Source organism: Catellatospora chokoriensis (assembly GCF_011297315.1).
Classification (GTDB): Bacteria; Actinomycetota; Actinomycetes; order Mycobacteriales; family Micromonosporaceae; genus Catellatospora; species Catellatospora citrea.
The window spans coordinates 362,052-378,974 of the sequence record NZ_JAAOTI010000001.1 but is presented as its reverse complement, the minus strand read 5'-3'; the positions used below and the strand labels follow the sequence as shown (position 1 = coordinate 378,974).

General features: G+C 71.1%; 15 protein-coding genes. 6 read left to right on the top strand and 9 right to left on the bottom strand.

What is annotated here, in order from left to right; genetic code table 11:
• Positions 1-6: 6 nt before the first annotated feature.
• From HAV39_RS01670 to HAV39_RS01660, 3 genes are all read right to left on the bottom strand, one after another.
• Complete coding sequence (locus HAV39_RS01670; RefSeq protein WP_191837343.1) at positions 7-1,002, bottom strand: DUF6023 family protein; 996 nt, start codon at positions 1,000-1,002, stop codon at positions 7-9.
• Positions 995-1,609, bottom strand: a complete 615-nt coding sequence (locus tag HAV39_RS01665; RefSeq protein ID WP_239120696.1) for a SigE family RNA polymerase sigma factor — start codon at positions 1,607-1,609, stop codon at positions 995-997. The genes HAV39_RS01670 and HAV39_RS01665 overlap by 8 nt, the downstream gene beginning before the upstream one ends.
• Positions 1,610-1,803: 194 nt before the next feature.
• Positions 1,804-2,646, bottom strand: a complete 843-nt coding sequence (locus tag HAV39_RS01660; RefSeq protein WP_191837342.1) for a CHAP domain-containing protein — start codon at positions 2,644-2,646, stop codon at positions 1,804-1,806.
• A gap of 240 nt (positions 2,647-2,886) precedes the next feature.
• Here HAV39_RS01660 and HAV39_RS01655 point away from each other — a divergent pair, with 240 nt between their 5' ends.
• Together HAV39_RS01655 and HAV39_RS01650 are read left to right on the top strand one after the other, a co-directional pair.
• Positions 2,887-3,474 carry a GNAT family N-acetyltransferase gene (locus tag HAV39_RS01655; RefSeq protein ID WP_203736350.1) on the top strand — a complete coding sequence of 196 codons (588 nt, stop codon included), beginning with the start codon at positions 2,887-2,889 and terminating at the stop codon, positions 3,472-3,474.
• A 249-nt stretch (positions 3,475-3,723) separates the two neighbouring features.
• Positions 3,724-3,966 (top strand): hypothetical protein, encoded by a 243-nt coding sequence (locus tag HAV39_RS01650; RefSeq protein WP_191837341.1) that lies wholly within the window; start codon positions 3,724-3,726, stop codon positions 3,964-3,966.
• Positions 3,967-4,150: 184 nt separating this feature from the next.
• On the opposite strand, the gene HAV39_RS01645 is transcribed toward HAV39_RS01650, so the two are convergent.
• From HAV39_RS01645 to HAV39_RS01625, 5 genes are all read right to left on the bottom strand, one after another.
• The gene (locus HAV39_RS01645) at positions 4,151-6,418 is read right to left on the bottom strand and encodes a rhamnogalacturonan lyase family protein (protein WP_191837340.1); all 2,268 of its coding nucleotides are present in this window, start codon (positions 6,416-6,418) and stop codon (positions 4,151-4,153) included.
• 457 nt (positions 6,419-6,875) lie between these two features.
• Positions 6,876-7,631: an ABC transporter permease gene (locus HAV39_RS01640; RefSeq protein ID WP_203736349.1), complete on the bottom strand. Its 756-nt coding sequence runs from the start codon at positions 7,629-7,631 to the stop codon at positions 6,876-6,878.
• Positions 7,632-7,642: 11 nt separating this feature from the next.
• Positions 7,643-8,431, bottom strand: coding sequence for an ABC transporter permease (locus HAV39_RS01635; protein ID WP_191837338.1), 789 nt, complete (start codon positions 8,429-8,431; stop codon positions 7,643-7,645).
• Entirely contained in the window at positions 8,431-9,384 is a 954-nt protein-coding gene (locus tag HAV39_RS01630) for an ABC transporter ATP-binding protein (RefSeq protein WP_373311807.1), read from the bottom strand. The genes HAV39_RS01635 and HAV39_RS01630 overlap by 1 nt, the downstream gene beginning before the upstream one ends.
• A gap of 68 nt (positions 9,385-9,452) precedes the next feature.
• Complete coding sequence (locus tag HAV39_RS01625; protein ID WP_191837539.1) at positions 9,453-10,451, bottom strand: zinc-binding alcohol dehydrogenase family protein; 999 nt, start codon at positions 10,449-10,451, stop codon at positions 9,453-9,455.
• A gap of 64 nt (positions 10,452-10,515) precedes the next feature.
• On the opposite strand from HAV39_RS01625, the gene HAV39_RS01620 reads away from it, so the two are divergent.
• From HAV39_RS01620 to HAV39_RS01610, 3 genes are all read left to right on the top strand, one after another.
• Positions 10,516-10,725 carry a helix-hairpin-helix domain-containing protein gene (locus tag HAV39_RS01620; RefSeq protein WP_191837337.1) on the top strand — a complete coding sequence of 70 codons (210 nt, stop codon included), beginning with the start codon at positions 10,516-10,518 and terminating at the stop codon, positions 10,723-10,725.
• 44 nt (positions 10,726-10,769) lie between these two features.
• Positions 10,770-11,849 (top strand): protein kinase family protein, encoded by a 1,080-nt coding sequence (locus HAV39_RS01615; protein WP_191837336.1) that lies wholly within the window; start codon positions 10,770-10,772, stop codon positions 11,847-11,849.
• Between the two features lie 241 nt (positions 11,850-12,090).
• Complete coding sequence (locus HAV39_RS01610) at positions 12,091-14,490, top strand: discoidin domain-containing protein (RefSeq protein WP_191837335.1); 2,400 nt, start codon at positions 12,091-12,093, stop codon at positions 14,488-14,490.
• Between the two features lie 156 nt (positions 14,491-14,646).
• Here HAV39_RS01610 and HAV39_RS01605 read toward each other — a convergent pair whose 3' ends face one another.
• Complete coding sequence (locus tag HAV39_RS01605; protein ID WP_191837334.1) at positions 14,647-15,618, bottom strand: ArsR/SmtB family transcription factor; 972 nt, start codon at positions 15,616-15,618, stop codon at positions 14,647-14,649.
• 63 nt (positions 15,619-15,681) lie between these two features.
• On the opposite strand from HAV39_RS01605, the gene HAV39_RS01600 reads away from it, so the two are divergent.
• Entirely contained in the window at positions 15,682-16,890 is a 1,209-nt protein-coding gene (locus HAV39_RS01600) for an MFS transporter (RefSeq protein WP_191837333.1), read from the top strand.
• Positions 16,891-16,923: the final 33 nt, after the last annotated feature.

Here is a 16,923-nt window from a genome sequence, read left to right as displayed (position 1 = left end):
GTCGGCTCACTTGGTCACCATGTAGTAGGCGACGGCCACCGCCGATGCCTCCGGAGGGCGTACGAGCATCACCTTCAGCGTGGCGTCACGCTTCGACGTGATGGTGATCGTGATCGGCGAGGGCTGCTCGGAGCAGCGCACCGTCCTGGTGCTGCCGGCATCGCCCATCCTGAGCGTCGCCTTGATGGTGCCGGTTCCGGCACAGGTCAGGGTCAGCGCGTACGTGCCCGCCTTGGCATCCACGTTGGTGTCCAGCTTCTCGCCGGTGAACATGTCGCCGCCGCCCGTCTGGTCGCCGCTGGGTCGGGCCAGCGCGGTCTCCGCGATGGTCATCAACGGGTCGTTCACCATCACCGCGAACCCTGAACGGGCGCGGGCCAGCTGGTCGCCGGCCACCGACAGCGTGATGAGCCCCGGTGCCTGCAGCTTGACCTCGACACGTGCGGCCGCGTTGTAGTTGCGGTTGTCGGACGGGTCGGTGCACGGTGCGTCCATGGTGCCCTCACCGCTGTCAGCCCGCCAGGTCACGGTGAGGCTGCCGACACCCCGGCAGACGGCGAACAGGGTGTATCTACCCGCCGGCAGGGGGTGCTCGGCGGTGCCGAGCACATGACCGGACGCGTCGGCAGCGGCCACCGGTCCGAACACGGCACCCCTGCGCAGTTTCTCGGGCTTCATGCCCAGGCGCTCCAGCGCCTTCACGCTGAGCTGCCGCAACTGGTCCGGACTCAGCGTCGGCCCCGCGAGCACCGTGGGAGACGGGCTCGTGGACGGTGCCGCCGGCTCGACGGGTGCCGCCGCGCCCAGCCGCGCCGCCGAGTAGCCGCCAGCCGCCAGCACGAGCGCGGTCAGGGCCGCGACGGCCGAGACGCGAGTGTTGCGGCGCCGCCGTACGACTCGGCGTACGGCCGGCACCCCCGGCACGACGATCTCATCCGGCACCTGCATCCGGAACTGGAAGAAGGCGTCGGCCAGCGGCTCGTGCTCAGTCTGCTCAGGCATTGCGGACCTCCTCTGCGCCCGGGTTCGCGGGGGACTGCAGCTGCTCACCGAGCGCGACCCGTGCCCGGTGCAGCCACGACTTCACGGTGCCGGTCGACACCTGCATGGACTCGGCGACGTCGACGATGGCCTGGTCAGCCAGGTAGTGCAGCACCACCGCCTGGCGGGGCCGTGGCGGCAGCGCGCGCAGCGCCGCGAACAGGGCTACCCGGTCGGGGCTCGGCTCCGGGGTGTGCACCTCCCGGTGCCTGCGCCGGAACGCGGCGGCGACCCTGGACCGCCGGAAGTGCGAGGTGGCCAGGTTCCAGGCGACACGACGCACCCAGGCGACCGGATCGTCGTACGCGCTGACCTCCCGCCACCGCTGCAGCGCGCGGCAGAACGCCTCCTGCGTGACGTCCTGCGCCTCCTGCCGGTCGCCGAGATACGCGAACAGCTGCGTGGTCACCGAGGTGAAGTGCGCCGCATACAACTCGTCGAAGTCGTGGTGCCGCCCTTCGTCGCCCGTTCCTCCGGACCGTGAGCGCTCAGGAGCACGGCGGGCGCCGTGCGTCGGCGTCGCCGAGCCCGCCCCGGCTGCGTTCATCGAGTTTCCATCCCTGTCCATCCGATCCGTCCTACCGGCCCTGTCAGGCCGGACGGCGACAACACGAAGTTCCCGCGCTCCGGGTTGCGTCCGCATCGAATTTTCCGCAGCCGCCGTGGTCGTGGTGACGCGGCAGGTCCCCGGCTCCAGCGAGCCGGGGACCTGCCGCGTCACGGTTTGTGTCCGGGTGCTCGGCGAGAGTCACCCGGTGAGGATCACTTGAAGCGGACGAACTGGGAGAACTGGCTGTTGGCCGTACCGACCGACACGGTGCGGTGGCTGTAGGCCGACCCGCCGTTGTAGTTGTACTCGTCGACCTCGAACGTGCCGTTGCTGTTCACCTTGGTCACGAACGCGACGTGGCCGAAGGTGCCGCCGAGGCGGACCGCCACGTCACCGGCCTTGGGGCTGCCGTACACCGGGATGCCTGCGCTGCGGGCGGCGTTGGCCCAGTTGTTCGCGTTGCCCCAGTGCACGCCGTCGTAGTAGTTGTGGAAGTCGACGCCCAGGCGGCTGCGCACCGCCCACGCCGCGAAGCTGGTGCACTGACCCTTGTAGAAGTTCCACGGGTCGACGCCGGTCGTCTGCCCGCGGTAGGGGTAGTCGTCCTTCGCGGGGTAGCTGCCGCCGCCACCGGTCGGGGCGGGCTGGTGCGAGGCGTTGTTGTTCTTCAGCGTGGCGTTCAGGTTTACCTTCGCGCCCGACGCGATGTCCTGCGTCGCGCCGCCGAAGTCGCTGTTGTAGTACACGCGGATCGTGGAGCCCGTGCGGTTCCACGCCGACGCCGCGTTGTTCTTGACGCACACGCCCTGGCCGTTGCCGGCACTCTTGAACTCGTAGCACGTCGGCTGGGTGGCGCCGTAGTCGGCCAGCGACGAACCGTGGTCGGAGACCGACCCGGCGAAGTCGCTGTTGTAGTAGTAGCAGAACTCGCCGCTGTCGCAGACACCGTCGCGTGACGCCGCCTGGGCCGGTGCCGCGGCGGCGCCGACGCCGACCACGGCGATCGCGACGGATACGCCGATGGCGCGGAGCGCGCGTCCGACTCTCCTTGACATGGATTCCCTCCCCGAGGATGGAGCTGATGTGCACGGTGAGGCGAATCTACGAAGATGACTTACACATTCTGTACATTCTGGCTACAGGCCTGGGCCGTGCCAGGGCGGAGCCCACCTGATGCCGGCCCGCCAGGCCGTACCCACCGCGTGATCGACGATCTGTCCGGCGGGGACGGCCCTGACGCCGCAGTTCCCGAAAACTGCGGTGCGCCGGCCGACCACCGACACTAAGGTCGCGCCATGGAGATCCGTAATGTGATGCCGACCGAAGAGCCGGCTGCCGAGGGGGTCGTCGCGGCGGCATTCGGCGAGCCGGCGGACGGGCGCGTGGTGCAGATGATGCGAGCTCTGCAGGCCAGCGGAGCAGCTCGGGCGAGTCTGGTCGCTGTTGTCGACGAGGAGCTGGTCGGGCACGTCGGTCTCTCGCGCGGCTGGGTGGACGCTCGACGCGAGCTGGTCGAGGTTCTGGTGCTCTCCCCGCTGTCGGTGCGTCCCGACCTCCAGCGCCACGGCGTCGGCACCGCGCTGGTCGCGGCGGCGCTGCAGACCGCCGGAGATCGTGGCGCGCCGGCCGTTTTCCTGGAGGGCAGCCCGAACTACTACGGACGCCGCGGGTTCAGCTCCGCCTCCGACCTTGGGTTCGACCGGCCCTCGACGCGTATCCCGGACCCGGGGTTCCAGGTGGCGCTTCTTCCGTCGTACCAGCCGTGGATGGTCGGCCGGCTGATCTATCCCGAGGCGTTCTGGACCACTGGCACGGTCGGTCTGCGCGACCCCGAGCTGGCGCGGGTGGAAGCTCAGATCGCGTCGGGGCGCACGGGCGGCTGAGCGCCGGGATGAGCTGGCCCGGATCCGCTCATGCACTTTTGTTCCATGCAAGACTGGCCGACGGATAAGGGTGCGGTCAGGTGGAGTCCGCTGGCACGGACGGCTGCAGAGGTTCGAATCCTCCACCCGCCACCGGTTGAGTCCGGCCGTCTAGGGCGGCATGCGGGAACATCTTGGGCCGAGGCCAAGCGGTATGTCGTCCCGACGTCTGCCCTTGCTCGGCTTGACGGTCGTGTGTCTAATGGGCCGGTGCTTGATCACTTGACCGTGCTGGTGGGCAGCTGTCTGGGGGCCGGCGATACCCCCAAAGACGCCTCGCCACCGGTTGTCATCTGTCTGGGTGTCTGTTTCGTCATATTCGCTCTGCTCTGGATGCTGCTGGCCCCGGACGACGAAAGGCGGCTCATCGTCGTGACCATCGGGGCAGGGTGGGGAGTGTGTGGGCTCTCGGCGGTGATTCTCGGTATCGCGCGCGCCGCCACCTGCGGATGATTCAGACCACTCGTGGCACCACCCAGGCTCCCCGATGCTCCTGCGGACGTCAGGCGGGGTTGCCGTGCCCGGTTTACGCCGGGGCGTCAGGACCGGACCCGCCGCGCCATTGACGGCGTGTTCGACGAGAACGGCCCTGACGGCCTGGTGACGGCCTGACGTGATGATCAGGCCACGAAGGAGATCATCTCACGTAGATGTTGGGCGAGTTCGGCGTGCTCATGCCGTCGCCGATGAAGAAGCTCGGGTGCGGCGGCTGGTTGTAGGCGGTGTTCTGCCACGCGATCGCGACCCGGTACATCGGGTCGTGCATCAGGGTGTGGATGCGCCGGTCGGTGGTGTTGGTCGTGGCGTAGATGCGCAGCGCGGTGTTGTCGCTGGTACGCCAGATGACCTCCTCTCGCCAGTCACCGAACAGGTCGGCCGACAGGGCAGGGGTGGACTTGGTGCCGTTGTTGGAGGCGACGTTGCTGCCGGTGAGCAGGCGGGTGTCGCCGCCGGTGCCGTACTTGTCGATGTGCGTGCCGTCGAGCAGCTCGCGCACCGGGTCGCCGTCCCACCAGACCAGGAAGTTGATCGAGCTGGGTTCCCGGCCGAGGGAGGCGCCGTTGGCGGTGTTGCGCAGGGTGGTGTCGCTGGCCGACCAGGCTTCCGCGCCCGGGCTGCCGGCCCAGATGTCGCCCGCGACACCGCGGCCGTTGTCCGCGCCGGAGGCGGTGCTCCACAGGATCTGGCCGGTGCGCGCGTCGGCCAGCCACGAGCCGGGCTGGCTGGTGGACTCGCTGACCTTGAACACTTCGAGGCCCGCGCGGCTCGGGACCAGATCGCCGACGTGCAGGGTGTCGCCATGGCCGCGGCCGGTGTTCCACAGCGGCGTGCCGTTGTCGTTGATGGTCATCGCGCCGAAGATGATCTCGTCACGGCCGTCGGCGTCGACGTCGCCGATGGACAGCTGGTGGTTGCCCTGCCCGGCGTACTGGCTGCCGGCGCTGTTGGAGTCGAACGTCCAGCGGCGGGTCAGCGAGCCGTTGCGGAAGTCCCAGGCGACGATGACGGTGCGGGTGTAGTAGCCGCGCGACATGATCAGCGACGGGCGGGCGCCGTCGAGGTAGGCCGTGCCGGCCAGGAAGCGGTCGACCCGGTTGCCGTAGCTGTCGCCCCAGGACGACACGGTGCCGCGCGCCGGCTCGTAGCTGACGGTGGACAGGGCCGCGCCGTTCAGGCCGTTGAACATGGTGAGGTATTCGGGCCCGGACAGGACGTAGCCGTCGCCGTTGCGGTAGTCGGCGCTGGCGTTGCCGATCACGGTGCCGACGCCGTCGCGGGTCGCGTCGGCGGTCTTCATGGCCACCTCGGCGCGGCCGTCGCCGTCGTAGTCGTACACCTGGAACTGGGTGTAGTGCGCCCCGGCCCGGATGTTGCGGCCCAGGTCGATGCGCCACATGCGGGTGCCGTTGAGCCGGTAGGCGTCGACGTAGACGTTGCCGGTGACGCCCGCCTGGGAGTTGTCCTTGGCGTTGTCGGGGTCCCACTTGAGGACGATCTCGTACTGGCCGTCGCCGTCGAGGTCGCCGACGGACGCGTCGTTGGCGGAGTAGCCGCTCGCCGGCGCGGAGATCGGCACGTCCAGGTAGTTGCCGCCGGAAAAGCGCAGCGACGCCGGTGAGGCGGCTTGCTCGGTGCCGTCGACGACGGCGCGCACGGTGTACGAGGCGTCGGCGGCGGCACCGCTGTCCAGGTAGTTCGTGGAGTTGGTGATCGGCGAGGAGTTCACCTTCGTGCCGCCGCGGTAGACGTTGAAGCCGGTGCTGTAGGACTCGGTGCCGAGCAGCCGCCAGGAGACCAGGTTGGCGCTGCCGGAACGCACGCTGACCAGCCCTCGGTTGAGGTCCTCCATCTGCTTGGCTCCGGACGGCGGCGGGCCCGACGGTGACGGGCTGGGCGAGGCGGGCGCCGACGGCGACACGGACGGCGATGCCGACGGCCGCGGGGACGCCGACGCGGACGGCGACGGCGCGGCGGAGGTCGGGGCGGGCGCTCCGGTGCAGGTGGTGCCGTTGAGCGCGAAGCTCGCCGGGGCCGGGTTCGACGTGTTGTTCCACGAGGCGTTGAAGCCGAACGCGGTGCTCGCGTTGGTGGCGATGGGCGCGTTGTAGCCGGCGTCGGTGACCGAGACGTTCGCGCCGGACTGGGTGAAGCTGCCGTTCCAGAGCTGCGTGACGGTCTGCCCGGCGGTGAAGGCCCAGGTCAGGGTCCAGCCGTTGACGGGGTCGCCGAGGTTGGTGATGGTGACGTTGGCGCCGAAGCCGCCGCCCCACTGGTTGGTGACGGCGTAGTCGACCCGGCAGCCGGCGGCCGCCTGGGCGCTGACCGCGGTCACGACGCCCGCGGTCAGGACGGTGACGGTGGCGGCGGTGAGCACCGCGAGCCGCCGTCGGGTACGTGTGGGCATGTGCCTCTCCCGAGGAATGGGTGCGGACCGGGCAGGCGCCCGGCACGGTGATCGGGGGATGGAGGATCAGGCGGGATGCCGGCGGGGTCGCCTCGCCGTCGCGGGCGCGCGGCCCGATGCGGTGGATGACGGAGTCGACGCCTGACCGGCCTGGCTCGGATGCGTGCCCGGTGCATCCGTTTCGCCCTTTGGGCGGTAGCGTGCCCTGCTCCCGGCAGAGATGTTAGACCTGTCGATGGATGGCCACAAGCGCAGCCGACCCCGGCATGCGGGCGGAAACGCACTGCGGCCTGCGGCTGCGGCGCGGTAGTCACACCGTTTTGATCACGCGGGAAGGTGTCAACGGCACTTGCCGAAGTCCTGGCGCTGCGCGCCGACACCGTACGCCGGGTGGGCGCTGCCGGGAGGTTAAGAAGGGCACCTTCTTCTACGAATAACGATAAGAAGGTGCCCTTCCTTAGGGAAGGAGGAGGCGGGAGAGGCGGCGGGTGGCCAGCCAGGAGCCGAGGGCGGCCATGGCGAGCAGGTAGCCGACGGCGACGAGCATGCCGGGGTGGAGGTGGCCGGTGGTGAGGCCGCGCAGGAGTTCGATGCTCTGGTAGAGCGGCAGCGCGGCGACCGCGGGCCGTAGTGCGGCTGGGTAGACCGACAGCGGGTAGAACGTGGTCGCGAACAGGAACATCGGCAGCATGACCAGTTGCAGGTACTGCTGGTGGTGGAACTCGCGGATCACGGTGATGGCGGCCATGCCGGCGGCGGAGAAGGCGTACGCGATGAGCACGCAGGCGGGCAGCGCGAGCAGTGCCCACCACGAGTGGACCATCCCGAACCCGGCGATCACGACCAGGAAGCAGGCCGCGGACAGGGTGCTGCGCAGCACCGACGCGGCCATCTCGCCGTACGCGATGTCGCGCACGGTCAGCGGTGTCGTGACGATCGCGTCGTAGAACTTCTCGAAGCGCAGCCGCCACCAGACCGCGCCGGTGGTCTCCGCGATGGCGCTGTTCATGGCGGACGTGGCCAGCAGCGCTGGGGCGACGAAGGCCGCGTAGGCGACCGCGCCGCCGTCGCCGTCGATGAGCTGTCCGATGCCGACGCCGATGGACATCAGGTAGAGGAACGGCTCGAACACCCCGTTGACGGCGAGGTTCCACGGCCGGCCCTTGCGCAGCACCCACAGGTGCCGCAGGACGATCACGTGCGCTGCGGGCATCATGGTCCCTTTCACGGGTGCAGGTGGCGGCGGAAGTTGCGGCGGGCGAGCAGGTAGCCCGCCAGCGCCATGGCCGACAGGTACGCGGTGTGGGTGAGGCTGCCCGCCCAGGTGGCGGTGCCGAGGGTGAGGGTGCGGCACAGTTCGACGCCGTGCCACAGCGGGGTGAGCGCGACCAGGTGCTGTGCGGCCTCGGGCAGCTGGGTGGTGGCGAAGAACGTGCCGGAGAACAGGTACAGCGGCATCACCACCCATTTGAACAGCGTCTGCACCGGGCGTACGTCGGGTAGCGTCACCGCCCACGCGGTCACCGGCATCGCGAAGGCGAACCCGGTCAGCGCGGCGGCGGGCAGCACCAGTGCGGCCAGCGGCGACGTCGCGACGCCGAACGCGAACATGACGGCGCAGAACGCGGCCGCGCCGATGGCGACCTTCACGGCCATGAACAGCGCGTGCCCGTTGAGCACGTCGACGGGTTCGAGCGGGGTCGCCACCGCGACCGGGTAGGCGCGGCCGGGCATGCGGTGGTAGCTGACCGGGAACGCCGATTCGATCATGCCGTTCTGCATGGACGCGGCGGCGAGCATGCCAGGGGCGAAGAACGCCAGGTAGCTGACGCCGCCCAGGGCCGCCACGTCCGAGCCGACCAGGGTGCCCAGCCCGGCGCCGATGGCGATCAGGAACAGCAGCGGGTTGGCCACGCTGATGACGATGGTGCCCTTCCAGTTGCGCCGGTAGTGCAGCCAGCAGTAGCGGTAGAAGCGCAGGGCCATGCCCCGCGGCGCGGTGGCGGGCGTCATCAGTCCACCAGCGTCCGGCCGGTCAGCGCGAGGAACACGTCCTCCAGGCTGGACCGGCGCACCAGCGCGGTGACCGGGGTCAGGCCGAGGGTGTGCGCGGCGGCCAGCGCGGCGTCACCCTCGGCGGTGTACCACAGCAGCCGGTCGGGCAGCTCCTCGATGCGGTCGCCGGTGACGGCCTGGCGCAGCTTGTCGAGGGCGGCGGCCTGCTCGCCGATGCCGAAGCGCAGTTCGAGGACCTCGCGGGTGGCGTGCGCGGCGATCAGCTCGGCGGGGGAGCCCTGCGCGACGATCTTCCCGCCGTCCATCACCACGAGCCGGTCGCACAGCTGCTCGGCCTCGTCCATGTAGTGCGTGGTCAGCACCAGCGTGACGCCCTGCTGCTTGAGCCGGAACAGCCGGTCCCACAGCACGTGCCGGGCCTGCGGGTCGAGGCCGGTGGTGGGCTCGTCGAGCAGCAGGATCTCCGGTTCGTTGATCAGTGAGCGGGCGATGGTGAGCCGGCGGCGCATGCCGCCCGACAGCGCGTCGACGCGCTCGGCGGCCTTGTCGGACAGCTGCGCGAAGTCGAGCAGGCCGGTCGCCCGCTCGTCGATGACGTCGGTGGACAGTCCGAAGTAGCGGCCGTAGATGAGCAGGTTCTCGCGCACGCTGAGTTCGGTGTCGAGGGCGTCGTCCTGCGGCACGACGCCGATCCGGGCGCGGATGCGCCGGCCGTCGGCGGCGGGGTCCATGCCGAGCACCCGCAGCGTGCCGGCGGTGGGCGGGGAGACGCAGGCGAGCATGCGCATGGTGGAGGACTTGCCCGCGCCGTTGGGGCCGAGGAAGCCGAAGGCCTCACCCCGGTGCAGGGCGAAGTCGATGCCGGCGACGGCGGTGAAGGGGGCGGAGCGTTTGTCCCGCGGCGGGTAGGTCTTGACGAGCCCCGTGGCTTGTGCGATCACGTCTGACACAGCCGCCAGCGTAAGGAACGAGACCGAAAATCTGCAAGAAATTTACATGCCCGAGCAAAATCCGAACTTCACGGTACGAGCACCGCCGCGCCCTCGACCCGGTCGCCCGCGAGGTCGGCCAGCGCGTCGTCGGCGCGGTCCAGCGGGTACACGGTGGTCGTGACGTGCAGCGGGTGTGCCGCCGCCAGGGCCAGGAACTCGCGCCCGTCGTCGCGGGTGTTCGCCGCCACGCTGCGCAGCTGCCGCTCCTCGAACAGGTGCCGTTCGTAGTTCAGCACCGGGATGTCGGTGAGGTGGATGCCCGCGACGGCCAGGGTGCCGCCCCGGTCCAGGGCCGACAGTGCCGGTGGCACCAGGTCGCCGACCGGCGCGAACAGGATCGCCGCGTCCAGCGGCACCGGTGGTGGCTCGTCCGCGCCGCCCGCCCAGGCCGCACCCAGGCCCAGGCCCAGCTCGCGGGCGGCGGGCGAGCGGGTCATCACGTACACCGTCGCGCCCTGGGCGATGGCGACCTGGGCGGTGAGGTGCGCGGACGAGCCGAAGCCGTAGATGCCCAGGGTGCCGCCAGGCGGCAGCTCGGCGCGGCGCAGCGCCCGGTAGCCGATGATGCCCGCGCACAGCAACGGCGCCAGGTGCACGTCGTCGTATCCGTCCGGCAGGCGGTAGGCGTAGTCCGCGGGCACCGTGGCGTACTCGGCGTAGCCGCCGTCGGCGTCCCAGCCGGTGTAGCGCGAGGACGGGCACAGGTTCTCCTGGCCGCGGCGGCAGTACACGCAGGTCTGGTCGGTGTGGCGCAGCCACGCGATGCCCGCGCGGTCGCCGGCCGCCCAGCCGGTCACGGCGTCGCCGTGCGCGGTGACCTCGCCGACGACCTGGTGACCGGGGATCACCGGGCTGCGGTGGGGCGGCAGGTCGCCCTCCGCGACGTGCAGGTCGGTCCGGCAAACCGCGCAGGCGCGCACCCGTACCAGCAGCTCGTCCGCGGCCGGGACGGGCACCGGCCGGCGCACCGCCCGCAGCGGCCGGGTCGCGATCGGGCCCGGCGCGGCGACCTCCCACGCAGCCATGGTGTCCACGCCTCCATCATCGTCGTGCCCGGCGGTGTCAGGGCGCTGATCTACCATCAGGGCCATGGGCGCAGCGGCGGGGGACGAGATCCCGAAGATCAGCGGGCCGGCGAACGGCGCCCTGGCCCTGGCGGGACACACCACCCTGACCGCGATCTCGCAGCTGACCAAGAAAGACCTGCTCGACCTGCACGGCGTCGGGCCGAAGGCGATCCGGATCCTGCGGGAGGCGCTCGCCGAGCGCGGCCTGACCTTCGCCGACGAGCAAAAGTGATCAACTGGAGGTAGCCTCCCGTCACGACGACGGGGAGGACCACCATGGCACCGCAGAGTGACGGCCTGGCCTATGGCGCGCGGCTGGCCCGCCACTACACGGCCTCGGCCGCGCTCGCGCTGCTCAGCGACGCCGAGCTCGCCGACCGGTTGGCCGCGGCCCAGGTCGTCGGCACGGGCATCGGCGGCGTCACTGCCCGGCTGGACCTGGGCGGGACGCCCGTGTTCGTCAAGCGCATCCCGCTGACCGACCTGGAGCGCCGCCCCGAGCACGTGCGCTCCACCGCCAACCTGCACGATCTGCCGCCGCACTGCCAGTACGGCATCGTCTCGCCCGGCTTCGGGGCCTGGCGGGAGCTGGCCGCGAACACACTGACCACCAACTGGGTGCTGGCCGGTCGGCATCCGGGTTTCCCGCTGATGTACCACTGGCGAGTGCTGCCCGGCGCCCCGGCCGCCGCCTCGGAACATGCCGACGTCGAGGGTGCGGTCGCGTTCATGGGAGGCGACCCGGCCGTCCGTGACCGCCTCGACGCGCTGGCGGGGGCCTCGGCGAGCCTGGTCCTGTTCCTCGAACACCTCCCGCACCGGCTCGGCGACTGGCTGGCCGGACCGGTCGCGGCGGGCGGGGACGAGCTGGTCGCGGCCTGCCGGATGATGGAGCAGGGCCTGGTCGGCGGTGTGGACTTCCTTCAGTCGCACGAGCTGCACCACTTCGACGCGCACCTGGGCAACCTGCTCACCGACGGACGCCACGTCTACTTCGTCGACTTCGGGCTGGCGGTGTCGCCGCGGTTCGCGCTGTCGCCGCGGGAGTCGGCGTTCCTGGCCCACCACGCCACCCACGACGCCGGATACGTCAGGATGAGGCTGGTCAACTGGCTCGTCCAGCACGTGGTCGGCGTGCCGATGCCGGAACAGGGCGGGCCCGTCGAGCGTAACGCCTACATCCGAGAGTGCGCCGCGGGCAGGCGGCCCGAGGGCATCGCTTCCGAGCTCGCCGACATGATCGTTCGGCATGCGCCGGTGGCCGCGGTGATGAACGACTTCTACCGGCAGCTGTTCGACGGCGCGATGCAGACGCCGTACCCGGCGGACGAGGTGGCGCGCGCACTGACCCGATGACTCGCCGATTGCAAGCAGTTGCACGGACCGTTGCTACAAACGGTGATGTTGCGAGTCGGTTTTGGAATTGTTTCCGTCGACATCTTGCCGTGCCCGGGGCACGGGCATAGGGTTTTGCCAATCCCCGCCCGGGGATGCGGTCCCGCTCACCGCCGTTCGCTGCCGGACATCCGATGTCCGGCGACGGAGGGTGCCACGCTCCCGCGCCCGCCCCTCCGGCAGTGCAGGAAGGGAGTGCGTCATGGCAGTATCCCGGCGGAGGTTCGTGACCTCCGTGGCGTCCGGATCGGCGCTGGCCGCCACCGGCGGCGCCGTCGCGGGAGGGCTCACCGCGGCGAGCCCGGCCGCGGCGGCCAGCCCGCCCGGCGACGTCGTCGGCAAGATCTCGGTCGGCTACCAGGGCTGGTTCGCCTGCACCGGCGACGGAGCCCCGATCAACGGCTGGTGGCACTGGAGCAACAACTGGGGCCAGCCGCCCTCGCCGAGCAACAACGCGATCGTGTCCTGGCCGGACATGCGCGACTACCCCGCCCAGTACCAGACCGCGTACGCCAACCTCGGCAGCGGCCAGCCCGCGAAGCTGTTCTCGTCCTACGACCAGTCGACGGTGAACCTGCACTTCCAGTGGATGCAGCAGCACGGCTGCGACACCGCGGCGCTGCAGCGGTTCAACCCGTTCGGCGGCGAGGGCCCGACCCGCGACGCGATGGCCGCCAAGGTGCGCACCGCCGCGGAGGCCTACGGGCGCAAGTTCTACCTCATGTACGACGTCACCAACTGGACGAACATGCAGTCGGAGCTGAAGACCGACTGGACGACCAAGATGTCGGCGTACACGTCGTCACCGGCGTACGCCCGCCAGAACGGCAAGCCGGTCGTCTGCATCTGGGGCTTCGGCTTCAACGACCCGGGCCGCCCGTTCACGCCGGACGTCTGCCTGGAAGTGGTGAACTGGTTCAAGGCCCAGGGCTGCTACGTCATCGGCGGTGTGCCGACCTACTGGCGGCAGGGCATCAACGACTCGCGCGCGGGATTCTTCAACGTCTACACGGCCTTCAACATGATCTCGCCGTGGATGGTCGGCCGCACCGGCGACGTCGCCGGCCTCGACTGGTTCTACACCAACGTCAACGTGCCCGACCAGGCGGAGTGCAACAACCGCGGGATCGACTACCAGCCGTGTGTGATGCCCGGGGACCTGTCCTCGCACCACCGCTTCCACGGCGACTTCTACTGGCGGCACCTGTACAACATGATCCGCGTCGGTGCCCAGGGCCTGTACGTGTCGATGTTCGACGAGTACAACGAGGGCAACCAGATCGCCAAGACCGCCGAGAACGCCTCACAGGTGCCCACCAACTCCGGCATCGTCACCCTCGACGAGGACGGCACGGTCTGCTCGTCCGACTACTACCTGCGCATCACCGCCGACGGCGGGCGCATGCTCAAGGGCCAGCTCGCGTTGACCCCGACCCGGCCGACGCAGCCCGTCGTCGGCGGTCAGCCGCCCGTGGACACGAACCTCGCGCTCAACAAGCCCACCTCGGCCAGCAGCACCAACGCGAACTTCGTGCCCGCCAACGCGGTCGACGCCAACCAGGCGACCTACTGGGAGAGCGTCAACAACGCATTCCCGCAGTGGCTGCAGGTCGACCTCGGCGCGGCCGCCACGGTCAGCCGGGTCGTGCTGAAACTGCCCGCCGGGTGGGAGACCCGCACCCAGACGCTGTCGGTGCAGGGAAGCACGAACGGATCGTCGTTCAGCACGCTGGTCAACTCCGCCGGAGTCGTGTTCAACCCGGCGGCGGGCAACACCGCCACACTCAACTTCACCGCGGCCACGGCCCGGTACATCCGGATCAACATCACCGGCAACACGGCCTGGCCCGCGGCGCAGTGCTCCGGGCTGGAGGTGTACGGCACGTCCCAGCCGCCGCAGGGCGACACCCAGGCCCCGACCGCGCCGGGCAACCTGACCGTCACCGGCCAGACCAGCAACAGCGTGTCACTGTCCTGGCAGGCGTCCACGGACAACGTCGGCATCACCGGATACCAGGTGCGCCAGGCGGGCAACGTCGTCGCGGGCGCGACCGGGACGTCGTACACGGTGACCGGGCTGAGCCCGTCGACCACCTACAGCTTCACGGTCACCGCCCAGGACGCCGCCGGCAACACGTCGTCGCCGTCCAACACCGCCACGGCCACCACCAGCTCCGCGCCCGCGTCCAACCTGGCCCGCAACAAGCCCGCCCAGGCCAGTAGCTACACGCAGAACTACGGGCCGGGCAACACCGTCGACGGCAACGCCGACTCCTACTGGGAGAGCGCCAACAACGCGTTCCCGCAGTGGCTGCAGGTCGACCTCGGCGCGGCGACCACGATCAGCCGCATCGTGCTCAAGCTGCCGCCGCCCGCGTCGTGGGCCAGCCGCACCCAGACGCTGTCCGTGCAGGGCAGCGCCAACGGCTCGACGTTCAGCACGATCGTGAACTCAGCCGGGTACACGTTCAACCCGTCCTCGGGCAACACCGTCACCATCACCTTCCCGGCGACCTCCACCCGGTACGTGCGGCTGAACTTCACCGCCAACACCGGCTGGCCCGCGGGGCAGGTCTCCGAGTTCGAGGTCTGGGCCGGCTGACCGCCGCCGTCCCCGGCGGGCCGAAACCGGCCCGCGGTCCGCGACGCCGACGCGGACCGCGGGCCGCGCAACGCGGCCGCCGTGCCGGACACGCCCCTGCCCCGGGCGTGCCCGACACGGCGGCCGTCCGCTTGCCGGGCTGAGGCGGACGGGATGTCACGAGGCGAGGGCGTCGCCACGTGCGGTGCGCAGGTGCAGTACGACGCGGCCGTCGCGCTGCGTGCTCACCAGGCGCGCGGCGCGCAGCACGTTGAGATGCTGGGACACCGCGGCGGGGGTGACGTCCAGCCGGGCCGCGAGGTCGCCGGTGGTGGCGGGCTGGGCCAGCGTGACCAGCAGCGCCGCCCGGGTGCGGCCGAGCAGGTCCGCGAGCGCGTCCGGGACCGGTCCCGGCTCGTGCCACAGGGCGGCCACCCCGCGGGCCGGGTAGCGCAGCGTGCCGTCGGCGACCGGCCGGGTGCCGACCGCGACTCTCGGCCAGCAGAACACGCTCGGGCACAGCACCAGGCCGTGCCCGCGCAGCGTGAGCGGCTCCGGCGCGTGCGGCGGCCGCCGGTGGTGCACCGAGAGCTCGCCGTCCGACCAGTGCACCTCGTCGTGCAGGTCGGCGAAGAGCCGCTCCACGCCTCCCGAGGCGAGCAGCCCCGCCCGGTGGGTGATGTCGGCCTCCAGCACCCGGCGCACCCGCGTCCAGTACGGCGCGACCAGCTCGGTGTGGCAGGCGCGCAGCGCCTCGACGACGGCGCGCAGGCCGGTGCGGGGATCGGCGGCCAGCTGCCGCAGCGGCCCGAGCCGGGCGCGGTGCAGCCCGGCGATCTCGGCGCGGACCCGTGACGACGGGGTGGAGGCGATGCGCCGCAGCTCGTGCTCCAGCTCCGGCAGCCGGGAGTCCGGCGGCGGCAGCAGGAACGACGGCTTGACCATGTCGTCGTGCAGCAGATCCGCCAGCAGGCGCAGGTGCGGCACGTCTTGCAGCACCCATCTGACCTGTTCGACCCACGGCAGGTGCACCGCGTGCACCCCGGGCCGCAGCAGCGCGTCCAGCGCCATGACCGTCTCGTACACCGGCGAGAACGCGAAGCGCACCCGCGCCATCTCGGCGCCGCCCATCCGGATCACTGTGGCCACGGGGCGAATGTAGCCGTGACTTAATCGTGGCACCGCCGGGTTTCCGGCTCCGACGATGCGCGCATGACCTCCACGATCACTGCCGCGCCGCCGCGACTGGGCCGGGACTGGCGCCTGCTGCTGAGCGCCGGGACCGTCTCCATGCTCGGGGACGGCGCGTTCCTCGCCGCACTGCCGCTGCTGGCGGCCACGATGACCACCGATCCCGGCCTGATCGCCGGGATCACCGTCTGGGGCAGCATGCCGTGGCTGCTGGCCGCGCTGCCGATGGGCGTCTACGCCGACCGGCACGACGGCCGCCGCACCATGACCGCGGCGCAGCTGGTCCAGGCGGCGCTCGTCGCCGCGCTCGCGGCGATGGTGACCGCCGGGGCCGGAGGCATGGTCCTGGTGTACGTGATCGCGTTCGCGGTCGGGCTGGCCGAGACGCTGGCGCACATCAGCCTCCAGAAGCTCGTGCCCGCGATCGTGCCGCCCGCGCAGCTGGAGGTCGCCAACGGGCGACAGCACGCGGCGCTGTTCAGCAGCAAGCAGTTCCTCGGTCCACCGCTGGGCGCGCTGCTGTTCACCGTCGCCGCCGCCCTGCCGTTCTGGGTCGACGCGCTCACCTTCCTGGCCTCGGCCTTGCTGGTGTGGCGGATCCGTGCCACGACCCGCGTCGCGCGTCCTGCGGTGTCGCTGCGGGCCGGGATCGGCGAGGGTGTGCGCTGGCTGGCGGGCAACCGGCTGCTGCGTACCCTCGCCCTGCTGTCCGGGGTGGCGAACCTGGCCAACTTCCTGGCCATGGCGACGTTCGTGCTGTTCGCCAAGCAGGTGCTCGGCCTCGGCGACGTCGGCTACGGCGTGGTGCTGGGCCTGATGGCGGTCGGCGGCATCTCCGGCGCCCTGGTCAGCGGGCGCGTGGTCGGGCTGGTGGGCGGGCGGCGGACGGTCACGTTCACGCTGTTCGCCACGCCGCTGGCGATGCTCGCGATCGGACTGGCCGCCCGGGACGTGGCGACGGTGGCCGCGCTGGCTTTCGTCACGTCGTTCGGCGCGGCGCTGTGGAACGTCGCGGCGGGCTCGCTGCGGCAGCGGACCGTGCCCGGTGACCTGCTCGGGCGGGTGAGCAGCGTCGGGATGATGGTGACGTGGGGCGCGCAGCCGCTGGGGGCGTACCTCGGTGGGCTCACCGCGACCTGGTGGGGCCTGTCCGCGGCGTGGGTCGTCGCGGCGGTGCTGCGCCTGACCGCCGCGACCGCGGCGCTGCCCGCGCTGCGCGAGTGGCGGTGAACCGCCCTGTCGGCCGGGGGACAGCGGCCGGAC

Coding starts and splice junctions, on each gene's coding strand:
- HAV39_RS01670 (WP_191837343.1), bottom strand. CDS start 1,002: ATGCCTGAGCAGACTGAGCACGAGCCGCTGGCCGACGCCTTCTTCCAG.
- HAV39_RS01665 (WP_239120696.1), bottom strand. CDS start 1,609: ATGGACAGGGATGGAAACTCGATGAACGCAGCCGGGGCGGGCTCGGCG.
- HAV39_RS01660 (WP_191837342.1), bottom strand. CDS start 2,646: ATGTCAAGGAGAGTCGGACGCGCGCTCCGCGCCATCGGCGTATCCGTC.
- HAV39_RS01655 (WP_203736350.1), top strand. CDS start 2,887: ATGGAGATCCGTAATGTGATGCCGACCGAAGAGCCGGCTGCCGAGGGG.
- HAV39_RS01645 (WP_191837340.1), bottom strand. CDS start 6,418: ATGCCCACACGTACCCGACGGCGGCTCGCGGTGCTCACCGCCGCCACC.
- HAV39_RS01640 (WP_203736349.1), bottom strand. CDS start 7,631: ATGCCCGCAGCGCACGTGATCGTCCTGCGGCACCTGTGGGTGCTGCGC.
- HAV39_RS01635 (WP_191837338.1), bottom strand. CDS start 8,431: ATGACGCCCGCCACCGCGCCGCGGGGCATGGCCCTGCGCTTCTACCGC.
- HAV39_RS01625 (WP_191837539.1), bottom strand. CDS start 10,451: ATGGCTGCGTGGGAGGTCGCCGCGCCGGGCCCGATCGCGACCCGGCCG.
- HAV39_RS01620 (WP_191837337.1), top strand. CDS start 10,516: ATGGGCGCAGCGGCGGGGGACGAGATCCCGAAGATCAGCGGGCCGGCG.
- HAV39_RS01615 (WP_191837336.1), top strand. CDS start 10,770: ATGGCACCGCAGAGTGACGGCCTGGCCTATGGCGCGCGGCTGGCCCGC.
- HAV39_RS01610 (WP_191837335.1), top strand. CDS start 12,091: ATGGCAGTATCCCGGCGGAGGTTCGTGACCTCCGTGGCGTCCGGATCG.
- HAV39_RS01600 (WP_191837333.1), top strand. CDS start 15,682: ATGACCTCCACGATCACTGCCGCGCCGCCGCGACTGGGCCGGGACTGG.